The sequence below is a fragment of the Paenibacillus validus NBRC 15382 genome, from assembly GCF_004000985.1.
Classification (GTDB): domain Bacteria; phylum Bacillota; class Bacilli; order Paenibacillales; family NBRC-103111; genus Paenibacillus_G; species Paenibacillus_G validus.
In genome coordinates, this window is record NZ_BIMH01000008.1 from 1 (window position 1) to 25271 (window position 25271).

The window sequence follows — 25271 nt, forward strand, 5'->3', positions numbered from 1 at the left end:
TAAATAAGGCGCCGCGGGGGGGTTGGATCTCATGAAGAAAGGGAAAACATTATACGGACTTTTGGCCTGTGTCACTATTCTATTTATCCTTTCCGCCTTGGTGGACAATTATATTATCGACCCCGGGGCCGAGGGATTTTTGAGCGAGAAAACCGGACTTAAGCGTGAGCTTAATCTCCCGGTCCGGTTAAACGTTATGTACGTTCATGTTGCATTTGCCTGCATCGCCATGGCGTCCGGGCTACTCAACTTTTATAATCGTATCTTTGAAAAAAGCCGCAAGTTCCATCGCATTAACGGCTATGTTTATTTAGTGTCCGTACTTCTTGTCGTGCTGACTTCCGGATACATGGCTCCTTACGCAACCGGAGGAAAAATAAGCAGTATGGGGTTCAATGCGCTAAATATTATATGGCCGGTTATAACCATTGTGGCGTTCGTTCAAATCAAAAAGAAACGGATCATCCGGCACCGGAACTGGATGATCCGAAGTTACGCCTTTTGTTTTACGAACATGTTGATTCATCTCATCACCTCCCTTTTTCATCAGGGATTCGGTCTGGTTTACGCTACCAGCTATACAATTGGCGTTTACGGCTCCATTGTGCTGCTGCTCGTTATTCCTGAGGTGATCATCAGAACTATCGGTAGAGGTTGTGGTTCCCCAAAAGGAATGGTATAAGGATGAAAAAATTTTTCGGATTACTCATGTCGTTTGTTCTAGTTCTAAGTCTAGTTTCCTCTGCCGTAAGTGCGAAACCAAAAGAGAAAAATGATATATTCGAGGACAAAAGTATGCATGTTCAAATCGTATTATTCGATGGTTTCGATCTGCTGGACGCATTAGCGCCATATGAAGTATTCGCTGCCGCGGGAATGTACTCAGGAGGGGCAGTTACTGTGGAATTGGTATCCGCAGAGGGTAAGCGTTCAGTCCCGAGCGGTATGAATGGGCCCGCCCTCGAAGCGCAAGCCGCATTAGACCCAAATCGTTCGGGAATTATTTTGGTGCCTGGAGCTCGGGTAAACCGGCGGGAAATTCGGAAGATGCCATTGCGAATATATTAAGGCAGGCCAACGAGACAGGCTTGCCGGATATGATGAAACGAGCTTTCGAAAATAAGAATATCACTGTGGCTACAGTATGTGGAGGTTCATTGCTGCTTGCTATGGATGGTTTGTTGAAAGATAGACATGCAGTTACCAATCAAATAGGCATGGCTGCGTTAGGAGCTCTCGGTGCAATTCCGGTGAATGCAAGAGTCGTTGAAGATGGTCCTCGCTTCGTGAGCGGGGGAGGCGTGACTTCGGGACTTGACGTGGCCTTGTATTTGGTTGAGCGTGAGTTAGGGCCCCAAATTGCTAATGCCGTAGAAAGATTATTCGAGTACGAGCGAAGAGGCACGGTGTGGCACGCGGAAGGCATTGCGCCGATCGACTTTAAGACGAGTCAAAAAGCGTCTAAAGAAGAACAACCGGCTGTAGTTCCCTGAGTAATGCCGAAAAGTGAGGAATCGAAAAGTACTAAGTTCTATATTTTAAACGGACGGGATATTTTTCACGTATAACAAATATTAGGACACTCGGCGCTTGATATGGTTCGTCACTGTGTAGAATTATTTGGGACAGACCTCATGGAGCATCATCAAAAGTATAGTCCCGTTGAAAATATGAAGAAAGTTGATGCGAGCTCATGTTACCCCGGAGCGCAAGCTCGAGTTCTTCTTTCTTTTTCTTCATTGTTCGGCGTGCGAAGCCGGCAAGTTTCTCCGGATCAGTCTCGCCGTCGACCATGGCCTCAAGCATGTCCCTACTGGAGAGCCCCATAATGTCCGAGACGACGGAAGCCAGCTTCATGTTGGCGCCTTCGAGAACTTTTTGAACGCGGTTATGTTCGCGAGATCGTTCTTGAATCAGACTTCGACGGTAACGGACCAGTTCTCTCAATTCGCGTTGATTGCGAAATAAAAGCACATTCCCAAGCCATAGTGAATAGCATATTTTATATTTCTGTGAAGGGAATGAGCAAACAAAATGTACTACGCTGGGTATATGTATCCATATCCATACTACGTTAACGTCCCAATGTATAGCTATGTAAGACAGCCTGTGTACTGGGCGATTCCACAAGAAATAGAGCATACAAACCTATTTGGTCATCGGCAGTCATCAGATATGGAAAGTAGAATTGAGTTAAAAGATTTTGGAAGAGCACCATTTGTTGTGAATATTAACGAGGCTACAAAGCAAAACAGTACATTTCGCACTGCCATATGGACAGGAAATAACTTACAAGTTACTGTGATGAGTATCCAAGTTGGAGAAGACATCGGTTTAGAAGTTCACCCCACAGTTGACCAATTCTTGCGTATTGAAGAGGGGCAAGGTATAGTTCGCATGGGTGATACTAAAGATAATTTAAATTTTGAAAAAAGAGTTTATGATGATTTTGCAATCATGGTACCTGCTGGTAAATGGCACAATTTAATAAATACGGGCAATAAGCCACTTAAACTTTATTCTATTTATGCCCCGCCTCAGCATCCATTTGGTACGGTTCATAAAACGAAAGCAGACGCAATGGCTGCCGAGTAAAACCATATACTTGCAGGCATTCTCCGTAAAGATAATAAGGTACTGTTAGTAATTGAACTCACATAGTCGTATATATATTTTGTGCAGTGACCTCTCAGGGAACAACCGCCCGGAATAAGTTTAGAGCCAGCAGGTATTCCCTCCTGGACTCTTTAACAGAAATGAGGCGCTCCATGTTCTTGGCACTGCACGCTTGATGATTATTTAACCTGTCGAAAAGACAGGTTTTTTTGCGTAGAAACAAAGAACTTAACAGAAGCCCTTGTCTTTTACCCCTTCTATGCTGGAATAGATATTGGTTCTTGATTTTCATGTCGCTGCTTGCATTCCATTTGAAAAGTTCCGCAGTGATAAGGAATGGAAGCGCAGCAAGACAAAGAAGTTTAACTCGGATAGCCAAGGAATTAAAAAGTTTATCCACGCTTTAGAAGATATTCTTTATCTAGCCGCATAATTTGCGGGCATTCCCTATTTTTTTGCGCGGTAAACGGTGGAGAAATCATTTATAATGAGCTCAGGTGAAATGTGAAGGATACTTATGACAGCGGTTAATAAGGAGAAAGTAACCATGGGAAAATATCAGGACGTAATCAGGGGGGCTCAGCAATTGCTGCTGAACTTGCCGGATCCCATCTATATTATTGATCTTGAAGATCGTGTCCTTTGGGTCAATCAGGTTTTTGAGAACAGGTTTGGCTTTTCCGATGCGCCAATGTACCATAACAACATCATCCACCCTGATGGGACTGGAATAAACCCGAATGTCATTGTGACACCTATTTTGAATGATGACAATCTCCCGATTGCCTACACGGTCTTATTAAAAGAGGCAAGGAGAGGAGAGCGGATGGAGTTCGAGGCGGAGGAACGGGAAGAAAGATACCGGATTATTGCGGAGAATACATCGGATACGATTGTTCTGGTTGACAATCAAGCCATTGTTCGTTACGTGTCCCCATCCATGACCTCGTTATCCGGTTACAACAATGATGAATATGAAGGGATGGATGCGTTCGATATTATTCATCCGGAAGACCGCGACCGTGTGCGATTCAACTATTGGAATGTTCTACAATCGAAACAGCCGGTGAATTTGGAGTACCGGGTCATACATGCGGAGGGCCATACGATACACATAGAAGCCCGGGTAAAGCCCGTGTTGGACGGCAAAGGTGATGTCAAGTATGTTGTCGCTGTTGCAAGGGATGTCTCGGAGCGTAAAAAGACGGAGCAGCTGCTGGAGAACATACTGGATAATGTAAACGCTGCGGTTTGGTCAACCGATAAAGATTTTACCCGCTATACGTTCTGTTCCGAAAGTATGGAGAAGATTTCCGGAATACCGAGGAGTGAATTCATCGATAATCCGATTCGTTTACATGATCATATTCACCCCGCGGATAATGCTGTTCTAATGGGAGAAGTGAAAAGGAAGCTGGATATGGGGTTGCCGGTTCGCCAAGCGTTTCGATTCATCCATGTGGAGGGAGAAACGAGGTGGGGAAGACTGATCATCCATCCTTGGCTGGACCATACGGGAGCAGTAGAACGGTTGGACGGTATCATTCTGGATATTACTGAAAAAATGCGTTCGGAGCTGGCATTGGAAGAGAGCGAACAAAGGTATAAGTCTTTATTCGAAAACAATTTGGACGGGGTCTTTTCTATTGAGCTGAACCGATTTTATTTTGTCAATGCCAACCGTGCTTTCGAACTGATTACCGGCATGGAGTTATCCCAGCTGACAGATCGTTGCTTTATGGGAATGATTTTTGATGAAGATCATCCGCTGGTATACGAAACGCTTCTCGAGGTGATGCAGCAGGGGATGCCCAGGGATATTGAATGCCGCCTCCATAACGCGAAGCAAGGTGAGAAAATTGTAAGTATCACGTTCGTGCCTATCTTCCTTTCGGGGAACTTAAATGGTATTCATGGTATTGTAAAGGATATTACGAAGCGAAAAACAGAGGAGAGGGAGTTAATCAAAAGGGAGGAAAGGTATAAATTCCTCCAGCAAAGCTTAAATGGGCTCTCGAATGATCTGGCCAACGTCATGAAAGTATCCGAGCTAGAGAATCGGCTCATCGATGAGGTAAGGACAGTGCTGCAAGTCACGGCTGTTTCCATCGAGGAAGTGCCGAGGGGGCAGGAAGCTGCCATCATGAGTCCGCATGATACCTGGATTAAAATCGGCGAGAAGCAACAGCCGGTCTATTTACGAATCGCAATGGAGCATCCCTTGCTTAGGATTGAGGAAGAATGGCTTGAGACGGCTGTTCACTATGTCACCATCCTTTACGATAACCTTCACTTGATTGAAGACCTCATGAAGCGGCTTGAGGACTTGGTAACGACCAACGAAACGCCTAAATGGATGCTTAGACTGTTATTTAAACTATCGGAAAAAGAACGATCCTCGCTATCCAGCGACTTGCACGATTCGGTGCTTCAGGATTTAATTATTTGGTATCGCAGGCTGGAATCGTTACGTTCTACCGGAGCCTTCGAGAAGGAAGCACATCGTGAGTTGATGCAGATTGAAGAGGGTCTATTAGATGCCATTCATCAGATCCGAATTACTTGCAACGAGCTGCGGCCGCCGTTCCTGCTAAAGATGGGACTGGTCGAATCGTTAAAAAGTCTCTTTGAGTATACGAGGATGTTCTCCAATTATGAGATTGAATTCACGGCTGATCCGTTGAATGTTTCACTGAACGAGGAGCAAATTCTCGGAATGTACCGAATCGTTCAGGAATTACTGAACAATGCTTCCAAACACTCCAAGGCCAATAAGATAACGATGTCGCTGATCAGCCGTGCAGATCATGTTCATTTTTCTTATTCCGATGATGGGGTCGGGATGGATTTATCCGCTTTCGAGGGCTCATTTCAGCATATGGGGATTGCCGGGATAGAAAAAAGGGTGCTTAGCTTGGAAGGGAAAGTGGAATTTCAGTCAGCCCCGCAGCAAGGTTTTCACGTAACGATTCATTTTCCAAAAATTTAGCTTAAAGGTGAACGATATGGAGATCTTATTGGTTGACGATCATCGTTCGGTTGTTGAGGGAACGAAAATGCTGATCGAGTCCGAGCCGAACATGAATGTCACGATTGAAACCGATGTGTATGGCGTGCCTGACTTGGTTCGTCTCAAAAAATTTGATGTGATGCTGTTCGATTTATACATGCCGAATATGAACGGCGCCGATTTGACGCGTAAAGTTCTGGAGTATGTACCTGATGCCGTCATCCTCATTTATTCAGGCTTTGAAATCGCGCCGCACTTCAATTTGCTCATGGAATCAGGCGTTTCCGGTTTCATTGCCAAAACATCCACCCGGGAACAGCTCATCCAAGCCATTCGCTGCGCGGCAAGGAAAGAGGCCATTGTCCCTATGCAGCTGCTTAAGCAGCTGAGGCGTCAGGAGATTATTGTGCAAGGGGAGACGGGTCATGATGAAACCACGATCACCCAAGAAGAAGATAAGCTGCTTCGGGAATTGGCTAAAGGCAAGAGCAACAAAGAGATATCCAGAACGTTGATGATCAGCCAGCGCTCATTGGAATATAGTTTGACGGAGCTTTTCCAAAAGCTGCATGCCAGCTCGCGCGTGGAGGTCATTAAGAAGGCAAAAAGTTTGGGGATTCTTCCAACAGAGGATTTATACTAATTTTATACGAACGATGATTGAAGGCCGGTCAAAGACCGGTCTTTTGTTTGTGGAAAAGAGGGCTCATGATTTGCGCGGAATCCGCAAAATTTTGCGGGGATGCTTGCATCGTTTGCGCGTTGGCCATTCATTACCTGTATTATGATGGTCTCATACCAAGCAAGGGTACTCATTCTCAGACCATTAGGAGGACGACAAACGATGATCAAACTAGAGAAAGTGTCCAAAGTGTTTACTTTGGAATCGGGCAGCTTCACAGCTTTAAAGCAGAATGATATTCACATTAAGAAAGGGGAATTCATTGCCATCATGGGTCCCAGCGGCTCGGGTAAGAGTACACTGCTGCAATTGATCGGAGGCCTGGACCTTCCGACCTCCGGCACCATCACTGTCGATGGGGTCAGGCTGGATCAGTTGAACGAGAAAGATAGAACCTTGTTTCGCCGGACGAAAGTGGGCTTCGTATTTCAAAACTACCAGCTGCTTCCCATGATGACTGTCGCGGAGAATATCGCGCTCTCTCTAGCGGCGAATAAAACGCCGAAAGCGGAAATCGATTCGATCGTCAACCGATTGATCCGCGAGGTCAATTTAGAAGGGAAAGCATCGAATTTTCCATCACAGCTGAGCGGCGGACAGCAGCAGCGCGTGGCGATCGCAAGAGCGCTTGCGATAAAGCCGGGCCTGATCCTGGCGGACGAACCTACGGGGAATTTAGATCGGAAAAACGGTCAGGATGTGCTGCAGCTGCTGTCCCGATTGAGTAAAGAAGAGCGGATTACCGTTGTCATGGTCACACACGACCGGCATGCAGCGAAAACGGCGGACCGGGTCATCATGCTCCGGGACGGAGAAGTGGTCCAAGGCGAATGGGAAGGGGCGGAATTTCATTGAATCTCTGGCAAATTGCATGGCGTAATTTAATGCGCCGAAAGCTTCGAACGCTGTTGACGGTCATGTCGATTGTCATCGGGGTCGCTTCTACGTTCGGGGTCATCGCCTCCGTCGATTCCGCGAAGAAGGCGTTTCCCCTCTACCTGAAAGCGGCCTTCGGCAAAGCGGACTATTCGATTTTCGGGACCGAAGCTTATTTCTCGGAAGAAGTGTTTAGAGAAGTTCAGAAACTTGGGGACACGGCTTCGGTCGCCGTACTCAAACAAAATACAAAGCTGTATTTAGAAGAAGAGGGAATAACCGCTATTCAAAAAAGAGTCGATCTGAGCGGATACAGCCATTTGGACACACCGCTTACGAATTTTAAAACGATCAAGGGAAGCTTGGTTACAGGCGGCGCCATCATCACGGATCGAACGGCGAAGGTGTGGAAAGCCGATGTGGGCGATACGATTTCTCTGGAAACAGACAAGGGAATCAGGAAGATTCAAATATCCGCCATCGTCAAGTATACGGCTGAATTGATGGGACCATCCAGTTGGACGATGGCCAAGTATCATCCATGGTCGGTAGCCGTCCCGCTCCCCGTCCTGCAGGATTGGTTCGGATTGTCCGGAAAGATCGAGAGCGTACAAATTAAGTCCCTTCCCGGACCCGATGTTATAGCTGTGCAGCAGAAGATCGATGAACTGGCAAAGCGTTACGAGAATATCTATATGCAGCCTGTCGTCATCGATTTCAATTCCCAATTCAAAGATGCGGATACGTTCTTTCTCGCGTTATATATCGCCGGATGCCTTGGAATTGCATTAAGCGCCTTTGTCATATTCAATTCCCTGTACGTGAGCATTAATGAGCGAAAGAAAGAGTTTGCCGCGCTGAAGACGATTGGATATACGCCCGAGCAGCTGCGAGCTTTTGTTCTGTTCGAGGTGTTCCTGCTTTCCTTGATTGGAACAGCGGCAGGTTTGTTCATCGGGTATGGACTCGCATATCTTTTAAAGACCATCATCTTTATGTTGTTCAATGTCCATGACGAAGGAAGCATGGAGCTCTCAAAGGGGTTTGTTATATCCATCATTGCGGGCGTGTTGGTGCCGATTGCCGCCTCCCTGTACCCGATCCGCCAAGCCGGTCGAGTGAGCGTCATCGCGGTGCTAAAGGAAAATCGGTCGGAGAAGGCTTCCCTCAATAAATGGCAAGGCATCATCGGCGTGCTTCTGATTCTGTCGAGCTTTTTTATCAAGCATTTGCTTCTGATCCTGCCATTGTTGATCGGCGTTGCGCTAGTCTTCCCCTACCTGTTCCGAATGTTCGTTGTCTTGTTAAGGCCGGTCTATCGTCTCCTGTTCGGGTTTAGCGGCGAAGTGGCGACGCGCAATCTTACCCGGAATCTGGGTCGTACGTCGATGACCTCGGTGATCCTTTGTTTGGGGATCGCGATGATTCTCTTGATGAGCTCATTGAACTCCGCCCTCATCCAGACTTACGAAAGAGTCATTTATTCTTCCTACGGCGGAAATCTGGATATTATGTTTCATCACATCGAACAGACGGATTTGGAGTCGTTAAAGAAGACCGAAGGCGTGGCCGATGCGGTAACCTACCCTTTGCAATCCGTTATCTGGAATCTGCAGGGCCAAAAACGCAAACTCCCTGTTTACGGCGTCGGGGCGGAGTGGATCGATCGTTTCCCGCTGTTCGCGGTTTCGGGGACATCGCACAGCGGGCTCATCAACGATCTGGATAAAGATGAGATCATTATGGATAAGATTTCTTACGGGATATGGGGCGGCCAAATCGGAGAGAGCATCTCGCTGGAGACGCTTCAAGGCCCGGTATCCTTCAAAGTGGTTGCGGTTGTCGAGACGATGAAGAATAGCGGTTATGGAGCGTTTGTGAGCGAAGACCGCTTCCGGGACCGCTTCGGGCTCAAATATGAAAGAAATGCCCTTGTTCTTAAGGACGAGAACATCACGCCGCTGCAATTAAGGGAAAATATTTTCAACCAATTCGGGGTAAGGATCGAGGAAATGTTCGGACCGGAAGACTGGGTGTCGGTAATTGGCGCAACCTATACCGGTTCATTCAGCGTCATCAACCTCCTTGTGATTCTGTCGATCTTGATCTCGGGAATCGGCATCACGAATACGCTGATGATGAACATTATGGAGCGTGTTCGGGAACTGGCCATGATGCGCGCGGTTGGGGTGATGCGCGGCCAATTGATCCGCATGGTTTTATTGGAGGGTTTCGGCATCGGGCTGGCCGCTACGGTGATCGGCTGCGCATTTGGAATTCTGCTGATATTCATCACTTCAACGTTCCTGGAAATCCATTCATTAACCTATCAATTCGGAGTTTCCGGGACCATCCTGCTCATCATCGGCTTGTTCGGGATCTTCATTAGTTTGATATCCAGTTTCACACCGGCATCCAGAGCCGCAAAAACCAGCTTAAGCGAGGCGCTTCGATATGAGTAAACGCATCCTGCTCCTATTATTAATGTCTGTACTGCTTACGGCTTGCGGGCCGGAACCGTCATGGGAGAACGAGAACGTGTCCGTTGCAAGCAATCGAATAATGGCAGACAACGTCAAAGCGGTATGGACCCTTGACGACGGGAAAGCTTCCGAGGCCGGGAAAGGGACGCTGATTCGGATCGAAATCAAGAAGGACGACGGCGAGCGGATCGACAAATTCGAGCTCAATCACGAGAAGCTGCTGCATCTGATCGTGATCGGCAAAGATTTAGCTTATTTCAATCACATTCATCCCGAGTACAAAGGCGACGGGGTATTCGAGATCGAGAATGACTTCCCCGCGGGCGGGGAATATCGTCTGATTGCCGATTTTAAACCTGCCGGCGGCGATTCGATGACGAAAATGGAATGGGTTCGGATCGAAGGGAAGCGTGCCGAACCGGTACCGGTCGTGCCGGATGCGAGTTTGGAGAAAATCGTCGACGGGAAACGGGTAACCTTATCCATTGACCAACTGGAACCTAAAAAAGAGTCGAAGCTTACCTTTACTCTCGCGGATGAACAAACGAATCAGCCGATTACCGACCTTGAGCCCTATTTAGGGGCGATCGGGCATGTCGTGATCTTGTCGGAGGACGGCGAGCGGTATGTACATGTCCATGCCGATGAAGGGCAGGCAACGGGACCGGATGCTTACTTCGAGACGACGTTTCCGCGGAGCGGGGTCTATAAGGTATGGGGGCAATTTCAAAGGGACAATCAAGTGTTTACGGTATCCTTTGTCGTGAAAGTGCCGTAAGAGGCCGCTGTCCGGCAGCCGCGAGAGCATCGTTCGGACTGCCGTTACATCGTAAAGAGCGGAGGATGAAATATGAGTGAGAGCCGAACGCTTGCGATATCAGGAATGACATGCGCCGCGTGTGCTGCCCGCATAGAAAAAGGGCTTAATAAAATGCAAGGCGTCAAAGCGACAGTTAATCTTGCCATGGAAACGGCGCATGTAGAATACGCTCCGTCGACGGTTACTGCCGCCGAGATCATCAAGAAAATTGAACAATTGGGGTACCGGGCGGAGCTCCGATCCGAATTGAAGAGCGACAAGGATCGCCGGCGGCAAGAAATTCGACGTCAACAATGGATACTCCTTTTTTCTGTACTGTTGACTCTTCCCTTATTGTGGGCGATGGTGGGGCATTTCTCTTTCACGTCCTGGATTTGGGTTCCGGATCGTTTCATGGATCCATGGTTTCAATTCGCTCTGGCTACCCCGATTCAGTTCTTAATTGGAGGAAGGTTCTATATCGGGGCATTCAAGGCGCTGCGTAACGGCGGCGCTAACATGGATGTGCTCGTAGCGTTAGGAACATCGACGGCGTATTTTTACAGCTTGTACGTCACAATCGGCGACAAACCGTCAGAGCTATACTACGAAACGAGCGCCGTACTGATTACGTTGATCCTGCTCGGCAAGCTGTTTGAGCATCTGGCCAAAGGCCGTTCATCGGAAGCCATACAATCATTGATGGGGCTGCAAGCGAAGACGGCCCTCGTCATTCGCGGCGGCGAAGAAATTCGCATGCCGGTAGAGAGCGTAGTCGTAGGGGATATGTTCCTCGTAAAACCCGGCGAGAAAGTGCCGGTGGACGGCATCGTCGTAGAAGGGGAAGCCGCCGTCGACGAATCCATGCTGACCGGTGAAAGTTTGCCGGTCGGCAAGCGAACCGGCGACCCTGTGTTCGGGGCGACACTGAACAAGGACGGCGTACTAAGGGTGCGGGCCACCAAAGTCGGGAAAGAGACGGCGCTTGCCCAAATCATTAAAGTCGTGGAAGAAGCGCAAGGCTCCAAGGCGCCGATTCAGCGAGTTGCGGATGTGATTTCAGGGATCTTTGTACCGATCGTCGTTTGTATCGCCGCGGTAACCTTCCTCGCATGGTATTTCCTGGAGCCTGGGGATATCGCCGGAGCGCTGGAGAATGCGATCGCCGTTCTCGTCATTGCATGCCCTTGCGCATTAGGGCTTGCGACACCGACATCGATTATGGCAGGCTCCGGGCGTGCAGCCGAGCTCGGCATATTGTTTAAAGGCGGGGAGCACCTGGAGAATACCTACTCGGTCTCGACTATTGTATTAGACAAAACCGGGACGGTAACCAAAGGAAAACCGGAACTGACGGATATTCGGGTGGAGGGGGCCTTCCATGAAACGCAGCTGCTCTCTTGGGTTGGCGCAGCCGAAAAAAATTCTGAACACCCTCTTGCGGAGGCCATCGTAGCAGGCATTCGTAAGAAAGGCATTTCCATCCCGCGGGCCGAATCGTTCCAGGCGATCCCGGGCTACGGGATCAAGGCGATCGTCGAGGGTAAGGGAATGCTGATCGGGACCCGGAAGTTGATGGAGCGGCACGGCGTGAATGTAGAGCATGCCTATGAGGAAATGAACGGATTGGAATCCGAAGGAAAAACCGCCATGCTTATTGCCGTTGACGGAAAATATGCCGGACTCGTGGCCGTAGCGGATACGGTCAAGGAAACCTCCAGATCAGCAGTGGCTCGCATGAAGCAGCTTGGCCTCGAAGTCGTGATGATCACCGGTGATAATGAACGTACGGCCAAGGCGATTGCAAGCCAGGTCGGAATCGATCAAGTTCTGGCTGGAGTGCTTCCGGAAGGCAAAGCCAGCGAAGTGAAGAAGCTGCAAGCGGCCGGCAAGAAAGTAGCCATGGTCGGAGACGGGATCAACGATGCTCCCGCGCTGGCGACGGCGGATATCGGTATGGCCATCGGAACGGGAACGGACGTAGCGATGGAGTCGGCAGACGTGACGTTGATGCGCGGAGATCTGAACAGCATTCCGGACGCGATCTCCATGAGCAGGAACACGATGGTCAATATTAGGCAAAATTTATTCTGGGCGCTTGCGTACAATGTGATCGGCATACCGATTGCGGCATTTGGTTATCTCGAACCATGGCTGGCCGGAACGGCTATGGCGCTGAGTTCGGTGTCCGTCGTACTGAATGCCCTTCGATTGCAGGATGCGGAAAAAACGGTGAAGGACGGAGACAGAGGTATGAACGGTAGGATGCAATTCGTATTGGTTATCTTGCTTGTCGGCATGTCGTTCTTTGCAGGTTATGGATTCGGGAAGCAAGAGAACGCTCCGAAGGCCGATCAAGCGGCAACGGAGGAAAAGAAGCAGGATTCGCATGGCCATGGTAACGATAAGGACGGTAAGGCTTCAATGGCAACAGATGCGGTGTGGTCTACTGAGAATGCCCGGGCCGGGGAAAGAACAACGGTGCGGATTCACATACAGGACGAAAAGAAGGAACCGGTTCAAAATTTTGAGATCAACCATGAGAAGCTGCTGCATTTGATCGTCGTCAGCAAAGATTTGTCATACTTCGATCATATTCATCCCGAGTATAAGGGCAGCGGCGAGTTCGAGATCGCGACCACTTTCCCTGCCGGCGGCGATTACAAGCTTATAGCCGACTATGTTCCCGCCGGCGGGGGGAAGACGACCCGAACGGAATGGATCAAGGTAGAGGGGGCTTCCGCCAATAACGTACCGCTTAAGCCCGATCGCGAGCATTCGAAGGTTGTGGATGGTGTGCAGGTAACGCTTGAGAACGATCACCCGCAAACCGGCGGGGAGGTTGAATTGGCTTTCAAGCTTGCCGATGCGAATACACAGGAGCCTATAACCGATTTGGAACCCTATTTGGGCGCTGTCGGCCATGTGGTCATACTGAGCGAGGACACGGAGGAATACCTGCACGTTCACCCGGTCGATGAGAAAGCGAAGGGTCCGGAGGCACGGTTTGTCACCAGCTTCCCAGGTGCCGGGATTTATAAAATATGGGCCCAATTCCAGCGGAACGGCCAATTGATTACAGTACCTTTTGTCGTCAGGGTGGAATGAATGGACGAAACGTCAAAGACGCTCGTCTCCCGATTGAACCGGATCGAGGGGCAGGTCCGCGGCATCTAGGGAATGATTGAAAGGGATATCATTTGCGATGAAATCTTGAATCTTAAAAGGAACATGAAGGAGATGGTCCGGATGTTGAAGTTTTTATTACGAGTCGGAGTTTATCTAAGTATGATCGCTGTGTTTGTGGGCGGGGTCGCCGCGTTCGGATATTTGGGTTCTCAGAAAGCGTTCTGGGGCTCGGTTCGCAAGGAACCCGTTCCTTCTCTGCAAGGAATGCAGAAACCCGAACATGATCCCAATAAACCTACGGTTGCCGTTTTGCTGGGGAATGAAAATACGGAGGGCTTGGATTTCACGATTCCGTACCAAATGTTCTCGATGACCGGCGCATACAATGTGTATGCCGTTGCTGCGGACAATCAGGTGAAGACACTGACAGGCGGATTGGATGTGGTGCCGCACTACTCTTTTCAAGAGCTGGATGAACTGCTGGGAAGAAGCGCCGACATTATCGCGATCCCTTTCATGACGATGGGGGACCCGAAGAAATATGAACCTGTCCGTGAATGGATACTAAAGCACAAGGAAACTACGCTGTTAAGCATATGCGCCGGATCGGACAATCTGGCCGCTACCGGATTATTGAATGGGAAGATTGCAGCATCGCATTGGCAAACGAAGTGGATCCTTACCAAGAAATATCCTGAAGTAAACTGGCAATGGGATCAGCGTTATGTGACGAATGGCGATAAGATGATATCCTCGGCAGGCATATCGTCAGGGATCGATGCCGTTCTCTATGTCATTTCACAAAAGCTGGGCGAACCGATGGCGGCAAAAGTAGCGAAGGAAATGAATTATCCTTCTTACCACTTCCTTCAAAACCCGAAAATAGAGCCATTTTATCTCGATTACCGCTATGCAACCTATGTATTGAATAATGCTTTCCAGTGGAACAAGACAAAGGCAGGCGTGCTGCTGTATGACGGTGTGGGGGAAATGGCGGTGGCTTCCGTATTTGATATTTATTCCGACTCCGGAACGACTAGAGTTCTGTCCGTGTCAAGAACGGATCAGCCGCTTGTGACGAAACACGGTTTGAACGTGATCGCCAGACATACGATGTCCAATCTCCCGAAATTGGATAAAATGATCGTTCCGGGCACCGAGGCAAAATTACGGGCAACGGAGGAAATCAAAAGCTGGAACGAAAGGGGCAATGCCATGGAACTCCAGTTCGTTCATGCCGATTCCCCGAATCGATTTTTGTTCGAGGTTCAGCTTGAAGATTTAGCGAAGCAAGAGGACCTTCTAACCGCTAAACATGCGGTGAAACGACTTGAGTTTCGGGCTGACGATTTCCGTCTTGAAGGCAACCCGTTCCCTATTGAAACTTATGGAGCGCTGCTTCTAACCTTAGCCGTAGCTGTTCTGGCCGCGGTTTATATGGACAGACGATTCATTCTGAAGCGAAAGCTACCGTGCTGTGCTCATCGCAGCAAGACGCTAAGTTAAAAAGTCTCCATGCCGCATGGCTGAATCGCTGCAAGCGAGCCTTAGGCGACGGACTTGATAGGTATCTGTTTTCCCCTCCGGGCACACGGCTTTCCAAAGCTGCTGCCGGAGGGGATTTTTTTGCAGAGCCGGTTCCTCAACATTTGCGTGCAGACCGCAATCTTTTGCGCTGCCTTGGTCATTGTTTGCGCGTTGCACGGTCTCCTTTCACGATAAGATGTTTATAGGAACAGCATCGTGTTAACGAAAAAATACGCAACAGAACTACTTGAATAAGGAGCGGGACCATGAAGCGAGATCAAATATTGGATTGGATGGGGATTGTCAGCCAGATCGGGTTACTCTTATGTTTTTGTGCGGCCGTTTGCCTGGAGCTTACAGGAAACGAAGAACTTAAGCGCATAGTGGGTATATCCACAGCCGTTTTCCTGACGATGCTGGTATTCACCTTCGCTGTTTACCTGTTGGAGATTTATAGGAACCGAAGAGTTGGGAATAAATTTATTCCGTAGAGGGGGTTATTCATTTGAGCAGCTTCAACCACTTTTTACCCTATGTCAGCAAACAAAAGAAGCTTTATATATTAGGATTTGTCGGCAGTTTATTCCGGTTTCTGATCCCGCTCTGCGTACCTTTGGTTATTAAATATTTATTTGATGAATTACTTCAGAACGAAGCGTTGTCCTATGCAGCAAAGATACAACAATTGCTTCTCATTGCCGCTATTATGCTTGTTGTATTCTTCCTAATTCGCGGGCCGATGGAATACGTCAGGCAGTTTTTCATGCATAAAGCCAATAACAATATCATCAAGGCGCTGCGTACCGATGCTTTTCATAAAATTCATTCCCTGGATACGAAGTATTTTACTGAGAATAAAAGCGGGGAAGTCGGGTCGCGTCTCTTCGACGATATCGAAAAAATAAGAGGGTTCATGACCGCTGTCTTCTCCAACATCTGGATCGAAACGGTTGTGCTGGGTTTCGTCGTCAGCGTGATGCTTACCTTGAACGTGAAGTTAACCTTGCTTGCCGTTCTGCTGGTCGGGATTCAATTTGCGCTCGCTCACCTCCTTTCCAGGCGGTTAAAAACCACTACGCGCCAGATGATGAGCTATCGCTCAATTCTCAGTGGATTTATATTTGAAAAAATCCAGGGAGCCTTTTGGTCCAAGCTGTTCTCAGCCGAAAGAAAGGATAAAGAAGAACTCGATCAACACTTGATTCATTATGAACGTCTTACGGATCATCAAGCCAGAATGAATGCGATATCCTTAGCTTCGGTTAACGTTCTAAGCGATGTGACTCCGTTTATTGTTGTGCTGGTCGGCAGCTTATACGTCATAGACGGCGGTTTGACCCTTGGAACATTAATTGCCTTCTTTGCCTATGTAGATCGAATGAGAAGCCCCGTCACGGCCTTGGTTCAAGCTTTTCCTGCGATCACGGAAGGAAGCGTTGCTCTGCAAAGAATGTTCGAATTTTTACACACTCCCGTCACCATCAAAGAAAAAGATCGTCCTTATGAATTAAAAGAGTTTACGGACTCCATTACATTCCATCATGTTTCTTTCTCCTACAATAATGAGGATAAGGTGATCAAGGACTTGTCTTTCACGCTTCAAAAAGGGAAGACCTACGCATTTGTCGGCGAGAGCGGAGGCGGCAAAAGTACGATTTTACAGCTTTTGACCCGGATGTATGATGCAGACGGCGGAGAAATTCTTATCGACGGCGTTAACATCAAGGACTATTCGATCTCCAGTCTAAGGAATCAGATGGGGATCGTTACACAGGATAACTTTTTATATAGCTCTTCGGTGAAAGACAATATTCGAATGGCGAGGCTCGACGCTGCGGATGAAGAGGTGATTGCCGCAGCGAAGAAAGCCTTCGCTCACGATTTTATTTGTGCCTTACCCAACGGGTATGATACCGAAATCGGCGAAAGAGGCATTAAACTTTCCGGTGGTCAGAAGCAGCGGCTTGCACTCGCTCGCGTCTTTTTAAAGGATCCGGCCCTGATTCTATTAGACGAAGCAACCAGCGCACTCGATAATGAAAGTGAAAAGCTCGTCCAGAAATCGATTTATCAAATAGGTCGTGAAAAAACGATCATTATGATCGCACACAGGCTCTCAACGGTGCTTGAAGCCGATACGATTTTTGTTGTTAAAAACGGGAGCATTGTCGAAAGCGGCAATCACAAGTATTTGATGGAGCTGAACGGTTATTACAAAGAATTGTATAACGGGCAAAACGCTGTTGGAGTTTTGTCTTCCCCATCGATGTCCGGCTTTAGGCGAACAGAAGTACGAAGCGGAGCTGTAAGGCATGCCTAGCGCATAGGAAAAAGGCTTTAACGATTATGTGCTGTACGGTAATCGTTCAATAAAATAAAGCAAGCGGCAGTCTGGAACTGATTTTTATTGTTCTGGACTGCTGTTCTTTGTTTTAAAAGAAACTTGACCTGAAAAGCATTTCATACCTTACGTTATTTTATGGAAAAAAACGATATTGAAAGGGGTCTAGGGGAAATGAACTACAATTATATCAACAAAACCGAACTAAAGGTTTCTGAAATAGGCTTTGGAACGTGGCCGATCTCCGGGCATGGTATGGGTTCGGCAGATGAACAACAATCTCTGCATACCCTCTTTCATGCTCGGGATAGGGGCGTTAATTTTTTTGACACCGCTGATATGTATGGGTTCGGGTATGCAGAAACCTTATTGGGGAAAGTTTTTAAACACCATAAAGACGATGTGATTATAGCCACCAAAGTAGGCATGCAGTGGGACAATCAGGGGAATCTTCGAAAAAACCTGCGAGCGGATTATATTAGGCAAGCTTGTGAGGACAGTTTAAAAAGGCTGCAAACAGATAGAATTGACCTGTACCAGCTTCACTGGCCGGATCCTGAGACGCCGCTTGAAGAAACGATGGAAGCATTAAGCAGATTAGTAGATCAAGGTAAAGTTCGCTACGTGGGTGTATCCAATTTTTCTGTGGAAGAGATGAAAGAAGCGGGCAAGTATTTGCCCCTTGTTTCGAATCAAATTGAATACAGTCTGTTGGAGAGGTCGCCCGAGAATGAAGTGATTCCATACGCTTCTAAGGGTCAGATCTCGATTCTGCCCTATAAAATACTAGGCAGAGGAATCCTGACAGGGAAATTTAAAGGGGTAGCGCATTTTGAGAAGGGAGACTGGAGAAGCGAAGAAGAGATTTTTAAGCAGGAACAATTAGCTAAAAGTCTCGCAGCCGTTGAACAGCTCCGTCCCATCGCCGAAAGCTATGGCTGTTCCATAAGCCAGCTTGTCATTGCCTGGGCTTTGCGTTGGGATATGGTTCCGTCCGTCATCATCGGCGCGAGGAGACCGGAGCAAATTTCTGAAAGCTGCGCTGACTTGAATTTCTCGCTGCATACGGAACACATTTCACAAATAAATGCTCTATTTGAACAACCTGACAAACAAAACAATTAAGCCTGCTTGACTGTTAATGCGATTAAATAAACGAAAAAAACTTCTTGACCTGAGAACGTTTTCATCAATTACGCTTCATTTTGTAAGGCACGGCGATCTTAATTTCTCTTAGGAGGACAGTAAAATGAAAAAGGAAAATGTAGTGAATAATATTCTTGAAACTGATTTTAAATTGAATCAACGTCCGAATAATGAACCTTTGCGAGTGCTGAGCGAAGACGATTGGAAGTTCTGGAAAGACAATGGTTACGTTATTATTCCTAATGCCGTTCCACAAGAAAATATCGACCGACTGGTTAACCTGATTTGGGAATTCGAAGAAAAAAATCCAAACGATCCGGAAACCTGGTATACGGCTCCACGCCGCGAAATTCAGATGAAGGAGCTGGCCAATACGGGCATGGTTGAGCTGTATAACCATCAGTATTTGTGGGATAACCGTTCGTATGAACGGGTATATAACGCTTTCGTTGATATTTGGGGAACCGAACACCTGTGGGCCAGCATCGACAGATGTAATCTCAACCTCCCGTTAAAACCCGGTCATGAATATAAAGGTTTCATACACTGGGATGTTAATACTTCCTTGAATCCGATTCCAGTCAATGTTCAAGGTGTATTGTCACTGGTGGATACGGATGCCGAAATGGGAGGGTTCCAATGTATTCCCGAGCTGTATCGGGATTTTCATGAGTGGGTGAAGACTCAACCTGCGGACAGAGACCCGCATAAACCTGATATAACCGGCTTTACCCCAACGAAAATAACGGCGAAGGCCGGGGACCTGCTTATTTTCAACAGCATGCTGGCACATGGCATTCGTCCAAATCATTCTACGAAGCCGCGTATCGCCCAGTACGTATCGATGTTCCCGGCACAGGAGCAAAATGAAGCATTAAGAAAATCCAGAATCTTGTCTTGGAGCGACAGAATCCCGCCTAGCGGCATGGCGTTTCCGGGAGATCCCCGTAACTGGGAACAAGTAAAATACGAACGGGCTGTACTTTCCGAATTAGGCGAAAAATTGCTGGGCTCGAAGTCATGGTAACGTATAGTCATTTCTTAGGATAGGGATCATCGCTGCTGCTGCGAATTTAATACCGTGGGAACACCGGTAGCTAAATTCGGGCAGCAGCGTATCGATCTAACAAAAATGAAATCGCTTACAAAAATAAAGGAAGAAATGATTTGAAACCAACTCATTACAGGGGGAATTTGAATTGAAAGCAAAAAAACTATTGATTTCGGCCTTATTCGTTAGTTTAGGTTTGACGGGGTGCAGCCCCCAGCCTGAAACGGCATCTTCTGGACATAATTCCGCAAAGGAAACGGTAGTTAATCTTCAGATGTGGGAAGGTCCTGAAGGTGAGGCTATGCGACCCGTTGTTGATGCCTGGAATAAAACGAAGACGAAAGAAACGGGGATTAAGATTAATCTTTCATTGCTCGGAAGGAACGGGTACGCGGACAAATTGACAAGTCAATTGTTATCCAAAAACGATACTATCGACATTGTATATCCCATGAGCTGGTTTGTACCCCAATACGCACAAGGGGGCTTCTTGGAACCTTTAGATAGCTATATCGCTGAAGATTCGAATTTCGCCATCCAAGACTTTATTACAGCCGGTCTGGATACCGGGAAATATAAAGGGAAGCAATATGGCATTCCCGTCGATATGTCAGAACCGGTCCTCTTTTATCGTAAAGATTTACTTCCGGTCCCTCCGCAAACATGGGACGAGGCGTTGGAAGCGGCCAGGAAATTTTCCAAGAGCACGAATTCGGATTCACCGACACAATTCGGTACAACGTTATACGCTGCGGCAGGGTTTGCGGAACCGATGCATATGTGGGAAGAGCTATTCTGGGCATACGGTGGAGAGCTGTTTGATAAAGAAGGCGCTCCAAGCATAAACAATGAAGCTGGACAGAAAGCGACGCAGTATGGCGTCGAATTGGTCAAAAATAAATGGGTGCCGGCAGACTATACCAACTACGAGTATCCGCAAACTTTGGGTGCTTTTCAAGCGGGGAAGGTAGCCTTTATTCAGCAGTGGAATGCGGCATGGGCTGATTTATCCAATAAAAATAAATCTCCGTTGGTAGCGGATAAAGTCGGTTATGCTCCAATTCCGGGCGTCAAGCAACAAGACGGATCGATTAAGAGAAGTTACCATGTTCATTCGATCACACTGGCCATCAATGCCAGCTCTAAGAAGAAAAGTGAAGCTTTTCAAGTTATCGCTTACCTCTCTGGAAAAGAGGGGGGTCTGGAATACACGCTAAGAGGGGGATCAACTCCACGTCAATCTATATTTAAAAGCGATAAAGTGAAAGAAGTGTATGGCGATTACTATTCTTTCCTGGCAAACGAGGTAGACAAGCACGGAAAATCGGAACCCCCCATCCTTCCAATGACCTATATCAGCTCGAACATCATGAATAAAGCGTTAAACGCTGCTTGGAGCGGTGCCATAACCGTGGATGAAGCATTGAGCAGCGCGGAAAAAGATATGAAAACTCAATTAGAGAAAACGAAACAGGGTGAAATGAAATGAGTAAACTGGCAAGGATTAGCATGCTGGCACCTGCTTCCGTTATTCTTTTTGGTGTCACGTTCTACCCTTTTGTTTTTAATTTGTTTTTTAGCCTTATGGACGTAAACATTCATAACTTTAACGAACCCCGCTTTAACGGGCTGAACAATTATAGCCGGTTATTCCTGGATGTGAATTTTTGGAGCACCTTGAATTTCAGCGCCGTTTATTTGGCAGGCTGTTTATTGCTGGAAACCGTATTCGGCTTTGCCTTGGCTTTGCTTGTTAATCGTTGTACGGCCGGGAAGAAATTCTGGTTCCCGTTTCTCCTGACCCCTATGATGATTGCTCCGGCGATGGTGGGGATTATGTATCTTGGTCATTTTGATTCGTTGACGGGAAATTTAGCTTATTATATTCAAACGCTGCTGGGTATTTCAGATCCGCTCCTTACAGGGGTGTTAGGACAAATCGTTCTTATTCTGATCGATACGTGGCAATGGACGCCGTTTATTTTTTTGTTAGTCTACGCGGCCCTTCAAGCGGTTCCCTCTGATGTATATGAAGCGGCAACGATCGACGGAGCGAACGCATGGCAAATGTTTGGGAAGATTACGTTCCCATTGGTACGTCCCGCACTTGCCGTAGCGATGATTTTTCGTACCCTGGATTTAATAAGAACGTTTGACCATCTCTATATTATTAAAGGCGGAGCCGATGGCTTCGGGACCTTATCCATTTATATTTACCAAACGGCTTTTCAAGGCGGAGATTTTGGCAAGGCGAGCGCCGTCACCTTTATTCTGTTCCTGCTTCTATCGTGGGCCGTTCGTATCATGTTCCGAATATTGATGGGCCGCACACTTTCCGCTAAGAAGGAGACAACATGAACGAGATACGAAAGAATGGATGGGCATATGTTCTCATAGCTGGTTTTATCCTTGTTTTCAATGTCCCGATTCTACTTACACTATTAAATTCTTTAAAGACGAACCAGCAAATCATCACTCAACCGCCCGTGTGGATCTTTGCACCCATCATCGAGCATTATGAACGAATTTTTCAGGATGCGAATTTCCCGGTATGGTTTTATTTGAAGAATAGTATATTGACTTCTGTTTTTGGTACGATCCTTACGATCATGATTGCATTTCCTGCGGCCTACACGATGGCTAGGCATAATACCGGAGGCGAGAAGTATGAGCTCTGGCTATTATCAACACGCATGCTGCCCGGGGCTGTATTCATTATCCCTACGTATGTGTTGTTTAGTGTTATCGGTTTAGTCGACTCCCCGCTTGGTCTCATTTTGATCTATTTAAGTTTTAATCTGCCGCTCGCCATTTGGATTATTCGCGGATTCGTACGGGAACTTCCGAACGAAATTGATGAGGCTGCCGGGCTTGATGGTGCCTCTACTTTTAAGATCATGACGAGCGTCATTTTTCCAATGACGGCTCCAGGTATCATTGCGGTAGCGGTATTAACGTTCGCCGCTTGCTGGAACGAATACTTTTTCTCCCTTGTATTCTCGGATTTGCATGCGACAACATTTACCGTGGCGGGGCAAAGATTTATGACGGGGCATGCCATTTTATGGGGCGAAATTTCTTCAGCGGTTACGGTGGGGATTATTCCGGTTATCATGGTCGCTTTTATTTTTCAGCGGTTTATGGTGAAGGGCTTAAGTATGGGAGCCGTAAAATAGAGATAACCGTAGGGGGAGCAAAGGAACGCTTTGCACCCCTATTTTTATAGGGGAAGGGAAGCCATTGGATGCTTGATAAAAAGCAATAAAAGGCTCTTGACATGGTATGCTTTTCACAAAATAAGATACAAATACAGCAGCTCGAAACCTATAACCGGCCGGTTGGAGCAGCCAGACAGTATCTTACTTTGTCACACTAGGAGGTAAGTCAGGATGGATCATAACCGATCCTGCGATAAACATGCACAACCAAATAAGGAGCTGCTGCATGTGATGAATCCGGAGATCAAGTTACAAGCCTCGTGCGAATTTGCACATAAGTGTAAGCTAGCTTGCAAGCGCTCCAATACCAACCCTGAATGTACAGTAAATTGTCAAAAAAAGAGTCCTTTCTAATATTGAAAAAAACTTCTTATTACTTGGAGGGTTATCGAATGAAACCTTATAATAAAGTCAATAACATGGTTGAAATCACCACCCCATTCAATCAGCGTTTAAACAATGAACCACTGAAGGTCCTTAGCGAAGAGGATTGGCAGTTCTGGAATGAAAACGGATATGTCATTATTCAAGATGTCATTCCAAAGAATCAAATCGATCGCATGGTAGACCTCATGTGGGAATTTGAAGAAAAAAATCCGAGCGATCCTTCCACTTGGTATACGCCGCCTCGGCGCGAAATTCAAATGAAAGAACTGCAGGGCACGGGTATGGTTGAGTTGTATCATCATCAGTATCTATGGGACAATCGTACGTCGCAAAAGGTGTATGAGTCATTCGTGGATATATGGGGAGATGAAAAATTATGGGTAACCATTGATCGATGCAACATCAATTTTCCTGTTAAGCCGGGATTTGAGTGGAACGGGTTTATCCATTGGGATGTAAACACTGCGTTGGACCCTATTCCTGTCAATGTTCAGGGTATTCTCTTCTTAGTGGATACGGACGAAGAAATGGGAGGATTACAAGTCGTTCCTGAGCTATACCGAAATTTCGACGAATGGGTGAAAACGCAGCCTAAAGACAGGAATCCGTATAAACCGGATACAACCGGATTTACTCCGACGAAATTGGTTATGAAAGCTGGCGATCTGCTTATATTTAACAGTAAATTGGCTCATGGCATTCGTCAAAACATTTCTAGCAAACCCTGCCTTTCTCAATATATTTCCATGTTCCCTGCACAAGAGCATGATGAAGAGTTACTGCATTCGAGAATAGCTTCCTGGGATCAGAGATTGACTCCGGAGGGACTCGCGTTTCCGGGAGACCCCCGAAATTGGGAACGGGAAAAATACGAGCGGGCTGTTCTTACGGAGTTAGGCGAGAAGCTGCTAGGATTGAAGAAATGGTGATTCCCAAATAATGGAGCCGAGCAGCTCTGCTTAAACTTAATAAGGTTAAGTAGAGCTGCAATCGTTAGTGGAAGCATACAGCAAGGAGGAGGTCAGATGGCCAATATTAAACATATTGCCAAGTTGGCTAATGTTTCAATTTCTACGGTTTCACGTGTATTAAACAATCAGCCGTACGTAAGTGAAGATAAAAAGAAAGCTATATTCGATGCCATCGAGCAATTGGAATATACCAGAAATATGAATGCTATTCATTTAATTAAGGGAAAGACCAATCTGGTCGGGGTCATGATGCCGTTTATTAACCATGCCTATTTCTCCAGATTAATGGAAGGGATTTCAGCTGAAGCTTTCAAGGAGAATTACCAATTAATATTATGTCAGACCAATTATGAGTTATGCAATGAAACAGCCGTTTTGGAAATGTTGAAAATGAAGCAAATTGACGGCATCATTATTTGTTCAAAAAGCATGCCCTTGGAGCAAATTGAACCCTATACCCGATACGGACCTATTGTAGCATGTGAGGATGTCAATCAATCGCCCGTTTCTTCGGTCTACCTCGACCACTACACCAGTTTTAAATACGGTATCAACTATTTAATTGAAAAGGGACATCAATATATTGGTCTTTGCTTAGGCAGAAATAGCGGCGCTAACAGTCAATCACGTTTGAAAGCGTACAAGGATGCGCTTCATTCCATAAATCAGCCTTTCCGGGAAGAATGGATGTTTTATCAAAGCTATAGAATTGAAGATGGGGTAGAGGTGTTAAACAAGCTGAGAACAATGGAACAAAGGCCTACCGCCCTCCTGGTGACCAGCGATCAGGTTGCTGCAGGAATCATTATGGAAGCAAGGAAAAACGGGATCGAAGTGCCTAATGATCTTGCCATTATCGGGTTTGATAATCAACCCATCGCAGAAGTTTTCGATCTGACTACAATAGATAATCAGCTTATGGAAATGGGAAGCTGTGCGTTTCGGATTGTCCACGACCAAATCGCGAAGAAAAAAAACGAACCGGAATATCGGGAATTTGATTTTCGACTTATCGAGCGATCTACAGTTTAATTG

The 25271-nt window shown here is 46.9% G+C and carries 18 protein-coding genes and 3 pseudogenes; 20 read left to right on the forward strand and 1 reads right to left on the reverse strand.

Annotated elements, in window-relative coordinates:
• Positions 1-31: 31 nt before the first annotated feature.
• From PVA01S_RS07890 to PVA01S_RS27620, 3 genes are all read left to right on the forward strand, one after another.
• The gene (locus PVA01S_RS07890) at positions 32-682 is read left to right on the forward strand and encodes a DUF2306 domain-containing protein (protein ID WP_127606622.1); all 651 of its coding nucleotides are present in this window, start codon (positions 32-34) and stop codon (positions 680-682) included.
• A gap of 2 nt (positions 683-684) precedes the next feature.
• On the forward strand, positions 685-1068 hold the full coding sequence (locus PVA01S_RS27615) for a type 1 glutamine amidotransferase family protein (protein WP_306439335.1): 384 nt from the start codon (positions 685-687) through the stop codon (positions 1066-1068).
• Positions 1069-1181: 113 nt separating this feature from the next.
• On the forward strand, positions 1182-1493 hold the full coding sequence (locus PVA01S_RS27620) for a type 1 glutamine amidotransferase family protein (protein ID WP_307720671.1): 312 nt from the start codon (positions 1182-1184) through the stop codon (positions 1491-1493).
• A gap of 187 nt (positions 1494-1680) precedes the next feature.
• On the opposite strand, the pseudogene PVA01S_RS07905 reads toward PVA01S_RS27620, so the two are convergent.
• A pseudogene (locus PVA01S_RS07905) lies at positions 1681-1962 on the reverse strand (IS110 family RNA-guided transposase); the annotation flags it as partial.
• Positions 1963-2034: 72 nt separating this feature from the next.
• Here PVA01S_RS07905 and PVA01S_RS07910 point away from each other — a divergent pair.
• From PVA01S_RS07910 to PVA01S_RS07990, 17 genes and pseudogenes are all read left to right on the forward strand, one after another.
• Positions 2035-2595 (forward strand): cupin domain-containing protein, encoded by a 561-nt coding sequence (locus tag PVA01S_RS07910; protein WP_127606624.1) that lies wholly within the window; start codon positions 2035-2037, stop codon positions 2593-2595.
• A 568-nt stretch (positions 2596-3163) separates the two neighbouring features.
• The gene (locus PVA01S_RS07915) at positions 3164-5605 is read left to right on the forward strand and encodes a sensor histidine kinase (RefSeq protein ID WP_127606626.1); all 2442 of its coding nucleotides are present in this window, start codon (positions 3164-3166) and stop codon (positions 5603-5605) included.
• Positions 5606-5621: 16 nt separating this feature from the next.
• Positions 5622-6269, forward strand: coding sequence for a response regulator transcription factor (locus PVA01S_RS07920; protein ID WP_127606628.1), 648 nt, complete (start codon positions 5622-5624; stop codon positions 6267-6269).
• Positions 6270-6470: 201 nt separating this feature from the next.
• Complete coding sequence (locus PVA01S_RS07925) at positions 6471-7163, forward strand: ABC transporter ATP-binding protein (protein WP_127606630.1); 693 nt, start codon at positions 6471-6473, stop codon at positions 7161-7163.
• The gene (locus PVA01S_RS07930; RefSeq protein WP_127606632.1) at positions 7160-9646 is read left to right on the forward strand and encodes an FtsX-like permease family protein; all 2487 of its coding nucleotides are present in this window, start codon (positions 7160-7162) and stop codon (positions 9644-9646) included. The genes PVA01S_RS07925 and PVA01S_RS07930 overlap by 4 nt, the downstream gene beginning before the upstream one ends.
• Positions 9639-10445 carry a hypothetical protein gene (locus PVA01S_RS07935; RefSeq protein WP_127606634.1) on the forward strand — a complete coding sequence of 269 codons (807 nt, stop codon included), beginning with the start codon at positions 9639-9641 and terminating at the stop codon, positions 10443-10445. The genes PVA01S_RS07930 and PVA01S_RS07935 overlap by 8 nt, the downstream gene beginning before the upstream one ends.
• 72 nt (positions 10446-10517) lie before the next feature.
• Positions 10518-12683 (forward strand): annotated as a pseudogene (locus PVA01S_RS07940) (heavy metal translocating P-type ATPase); the annotation flags it as partial.
• A gap of 894 nt (positions 12684-13577) precedes the next feature.
• A pseudogene (locus tag PVA01S_RS07945) lies at positions 13578-13640 on the forward strand (metal-sensing transcriptional repressor); the annotation flags it as partial.
• 75 nt (positions 13641-13715) lie between these two features.
• Complete coding sequence (locus tag PVA01S_RS07950) at positions 13716-15101, forward strand: DJ-1/PfpI family protein (protein ID WP_127606638.1); 1386 nt, start codon at positions 13716-13718, stop codon at positions 15099-15101.
• Positions 15102-15627: 526 nt separating this feature from the next.
• Complete coding sequence (locus PVA01S_RS07955) at positions 15628-17442, forward strand: ABC transporter ATP-binding protein (RefSeq protein WP_127606640.1); 1815 nt, start codon at positions 15628-15630, stop codon at positions 17440-17442.
• Positions 17443-17637: 195 nt separating this feature from the next.
• Positions 17638-18588 (forward strand): aldo/keto reductase, encoded by a 951-nt coding sequence (locus PVA01S_RS07960; protein ID WP_164751772.1) that lies wholly within the window; start codon positions 17638-17640, stop codon positions 18586-18588.
• A 124-nt stretch (positions 18589-18712) separates the two neighbouring features.
• Positions 18713-19636, forward strand: coding sequence for a phytanoyl-CoA dioxygenase family protein (locus PVA01S_RS07965; RefSeq protein WP_127606644.1), 924 nt, complete (start codon positions 18713-18715; stop codon positions 19634-19636).
• 172 nt (positions 19637-19808) lie between these two features.
• Positions 19809-21149, forward strand: coding sequence for an ABC transporter substrate-binding protein (locus PVA01S_RS07970; RefSeq protein WP_127606646.1), 1341 nt, complete (start codon positions 19809-19811; stop codon positions 21147-21149).
• A complete protein-coding gene (locus tag PVA01S_RS07975) occupies positions 21146-22018 on the forward strand; it encodes a carbohydrate ABC transporter permease (RefSeq protein WP_127606648.1) in 873 nt (290 codons plus the stop codon). The genes PVA01S_RS07970 and PVA01S_RS07975 overlap by 4 nt, the downstream gene beginning before the upstream one ends.
• On the forward strand, positions 22015-22836 hold the full coding sequence (locus tag PVA01S_RS07980; RefSeq protein ID WP_054799098.1) for a carbohydrate ABC transporter permease: 822 nt from the start codon (positions 22015-22017) through the stop codon (positions 22834-22836). Before PVA01S_RS07975 ends, PVA01S_RS07980 begins: the two co-directional genes overlap by 4 nt.
• A gap of 434 nt (positions 22837-23270) precedes the next feature.
• Positions 23271-24194: a phytanoyl-CoA dioxygenase family protein gene (locus PVA01S_RS07985; RefSeq protein ID WP_127606650.1), complete on the forward strand. Its 924-nt coding sequence runs from the start codon at positions 23271-23273 to the stop codon at positions 24192-24194.
• Positions 24195-24290: 96 nt separating this feature from the next.
• Positions 24291-25268 (forward strand): LacI family DNA-binding transcriptional regulator, encoded by a 978-nt coding sequence (locus PVA01S_RS07990; RefSeq protein ID WP_127606652.1) that lies wholly within the window; start codon positions 24291-24293, stop codon positions 25266-25268.
• The last annotated feature ends 3 nt before the right edge of the window (positions 25269-25271 follow it).

Coding starts and splice junctions, on each gene's coding strand:
- PVA01S_RS07920 (WP_127606628.1), top strand. CDS start 5,622: ATGGAGATCTTATTGGTTGACGATCATCGTTCGGTTGTTGAGGGAACG.
- PVA01S_RS07975 (WP_127606648.1), top strand. CDS start 21,146: ATGAGTAAACTGGCAAGGATTAGCATGCTGGCACCTGCTTCCGTTATT.
- PVA01S_RS07985 (WP_127606650.1), top strand. CDS start 23,271: ATGAAACCTTATAATAAAGTCAATAACATGGTTGAAATCACCACCCCA.
- PVA01S_RS07950 (WP_127606638.1), top strand. CDS start 13,716: ATGTTGAAGTTTTTATTACGAGTCGGAGTTTATCTAAGTATGATCGCT.
- PVA01S_RS27615 (WP_306439335.1), top strand. CDS start 685: ATGAAAAAATTTTTCGGATTACTCATGTCGTTTGTTCTAGTTCTAAGT.
- PVA01S_RS07980 (WP_054799098.1), top strand. CDS start 22,015: ATGAACGAGATACGAAAGAATGGATGGGCATATGTTCTCATAGCTGGT.
- PVA01S_RS07925 (WP_127606630.1), top strand. CDS start 6,471: ATGATCAAACTAGAGAAAGTGTCCAAAGTGTTTACTTTGGAATCGGGC.
- PVA01S_RS07915 (WP_127606626.1), top strand. CDS start 3,164: ATGGGAAAATATCAGGACGTAATCAGGGGGGCTCAGCAATTGCTGCTG.
- PVA01S_RS07890 (WP_127606622.1), top strand. CDS start 32: ATGAAGAAAGGGAAAACATTATACGGACTTTTGGCCTGTGTCACTATT.
- PVA01S_RS07960 (WP_164751772.1), top strand. CDS start 17,638: ATGAACTACAATTATATCAACAAAACCGAACTAAAGGTTTCTGAAATA.
- PVA01S_RS07910 (WP_127606624.1), top strand. CDS start 2,035: ATGTACTACGCTGGGTATATGTATCCATATCCATACTACGTTAACGTC.
- PVA01S_RS07990 (WP_127606652.1), top strand. CDS start 24,291: ATGGCCAATATTAAACATATTGCCAAGTTGGCTAATGTTTCAATTTCT.
- PVA01S_RS07965 (WP_127606644.1), top strand. CDS start 18,713: ATGAAAAAGGAAAATGTAGTGAATAATATTCTTGAAACTGATTTTAAA.
- PVA01S_RS07935 (WP_127606634.1), top strand. CDS start 9,639: ATGAGTAAACGCATCCTGCTCCTATTATTAATGTCTGTACTGCTTACG.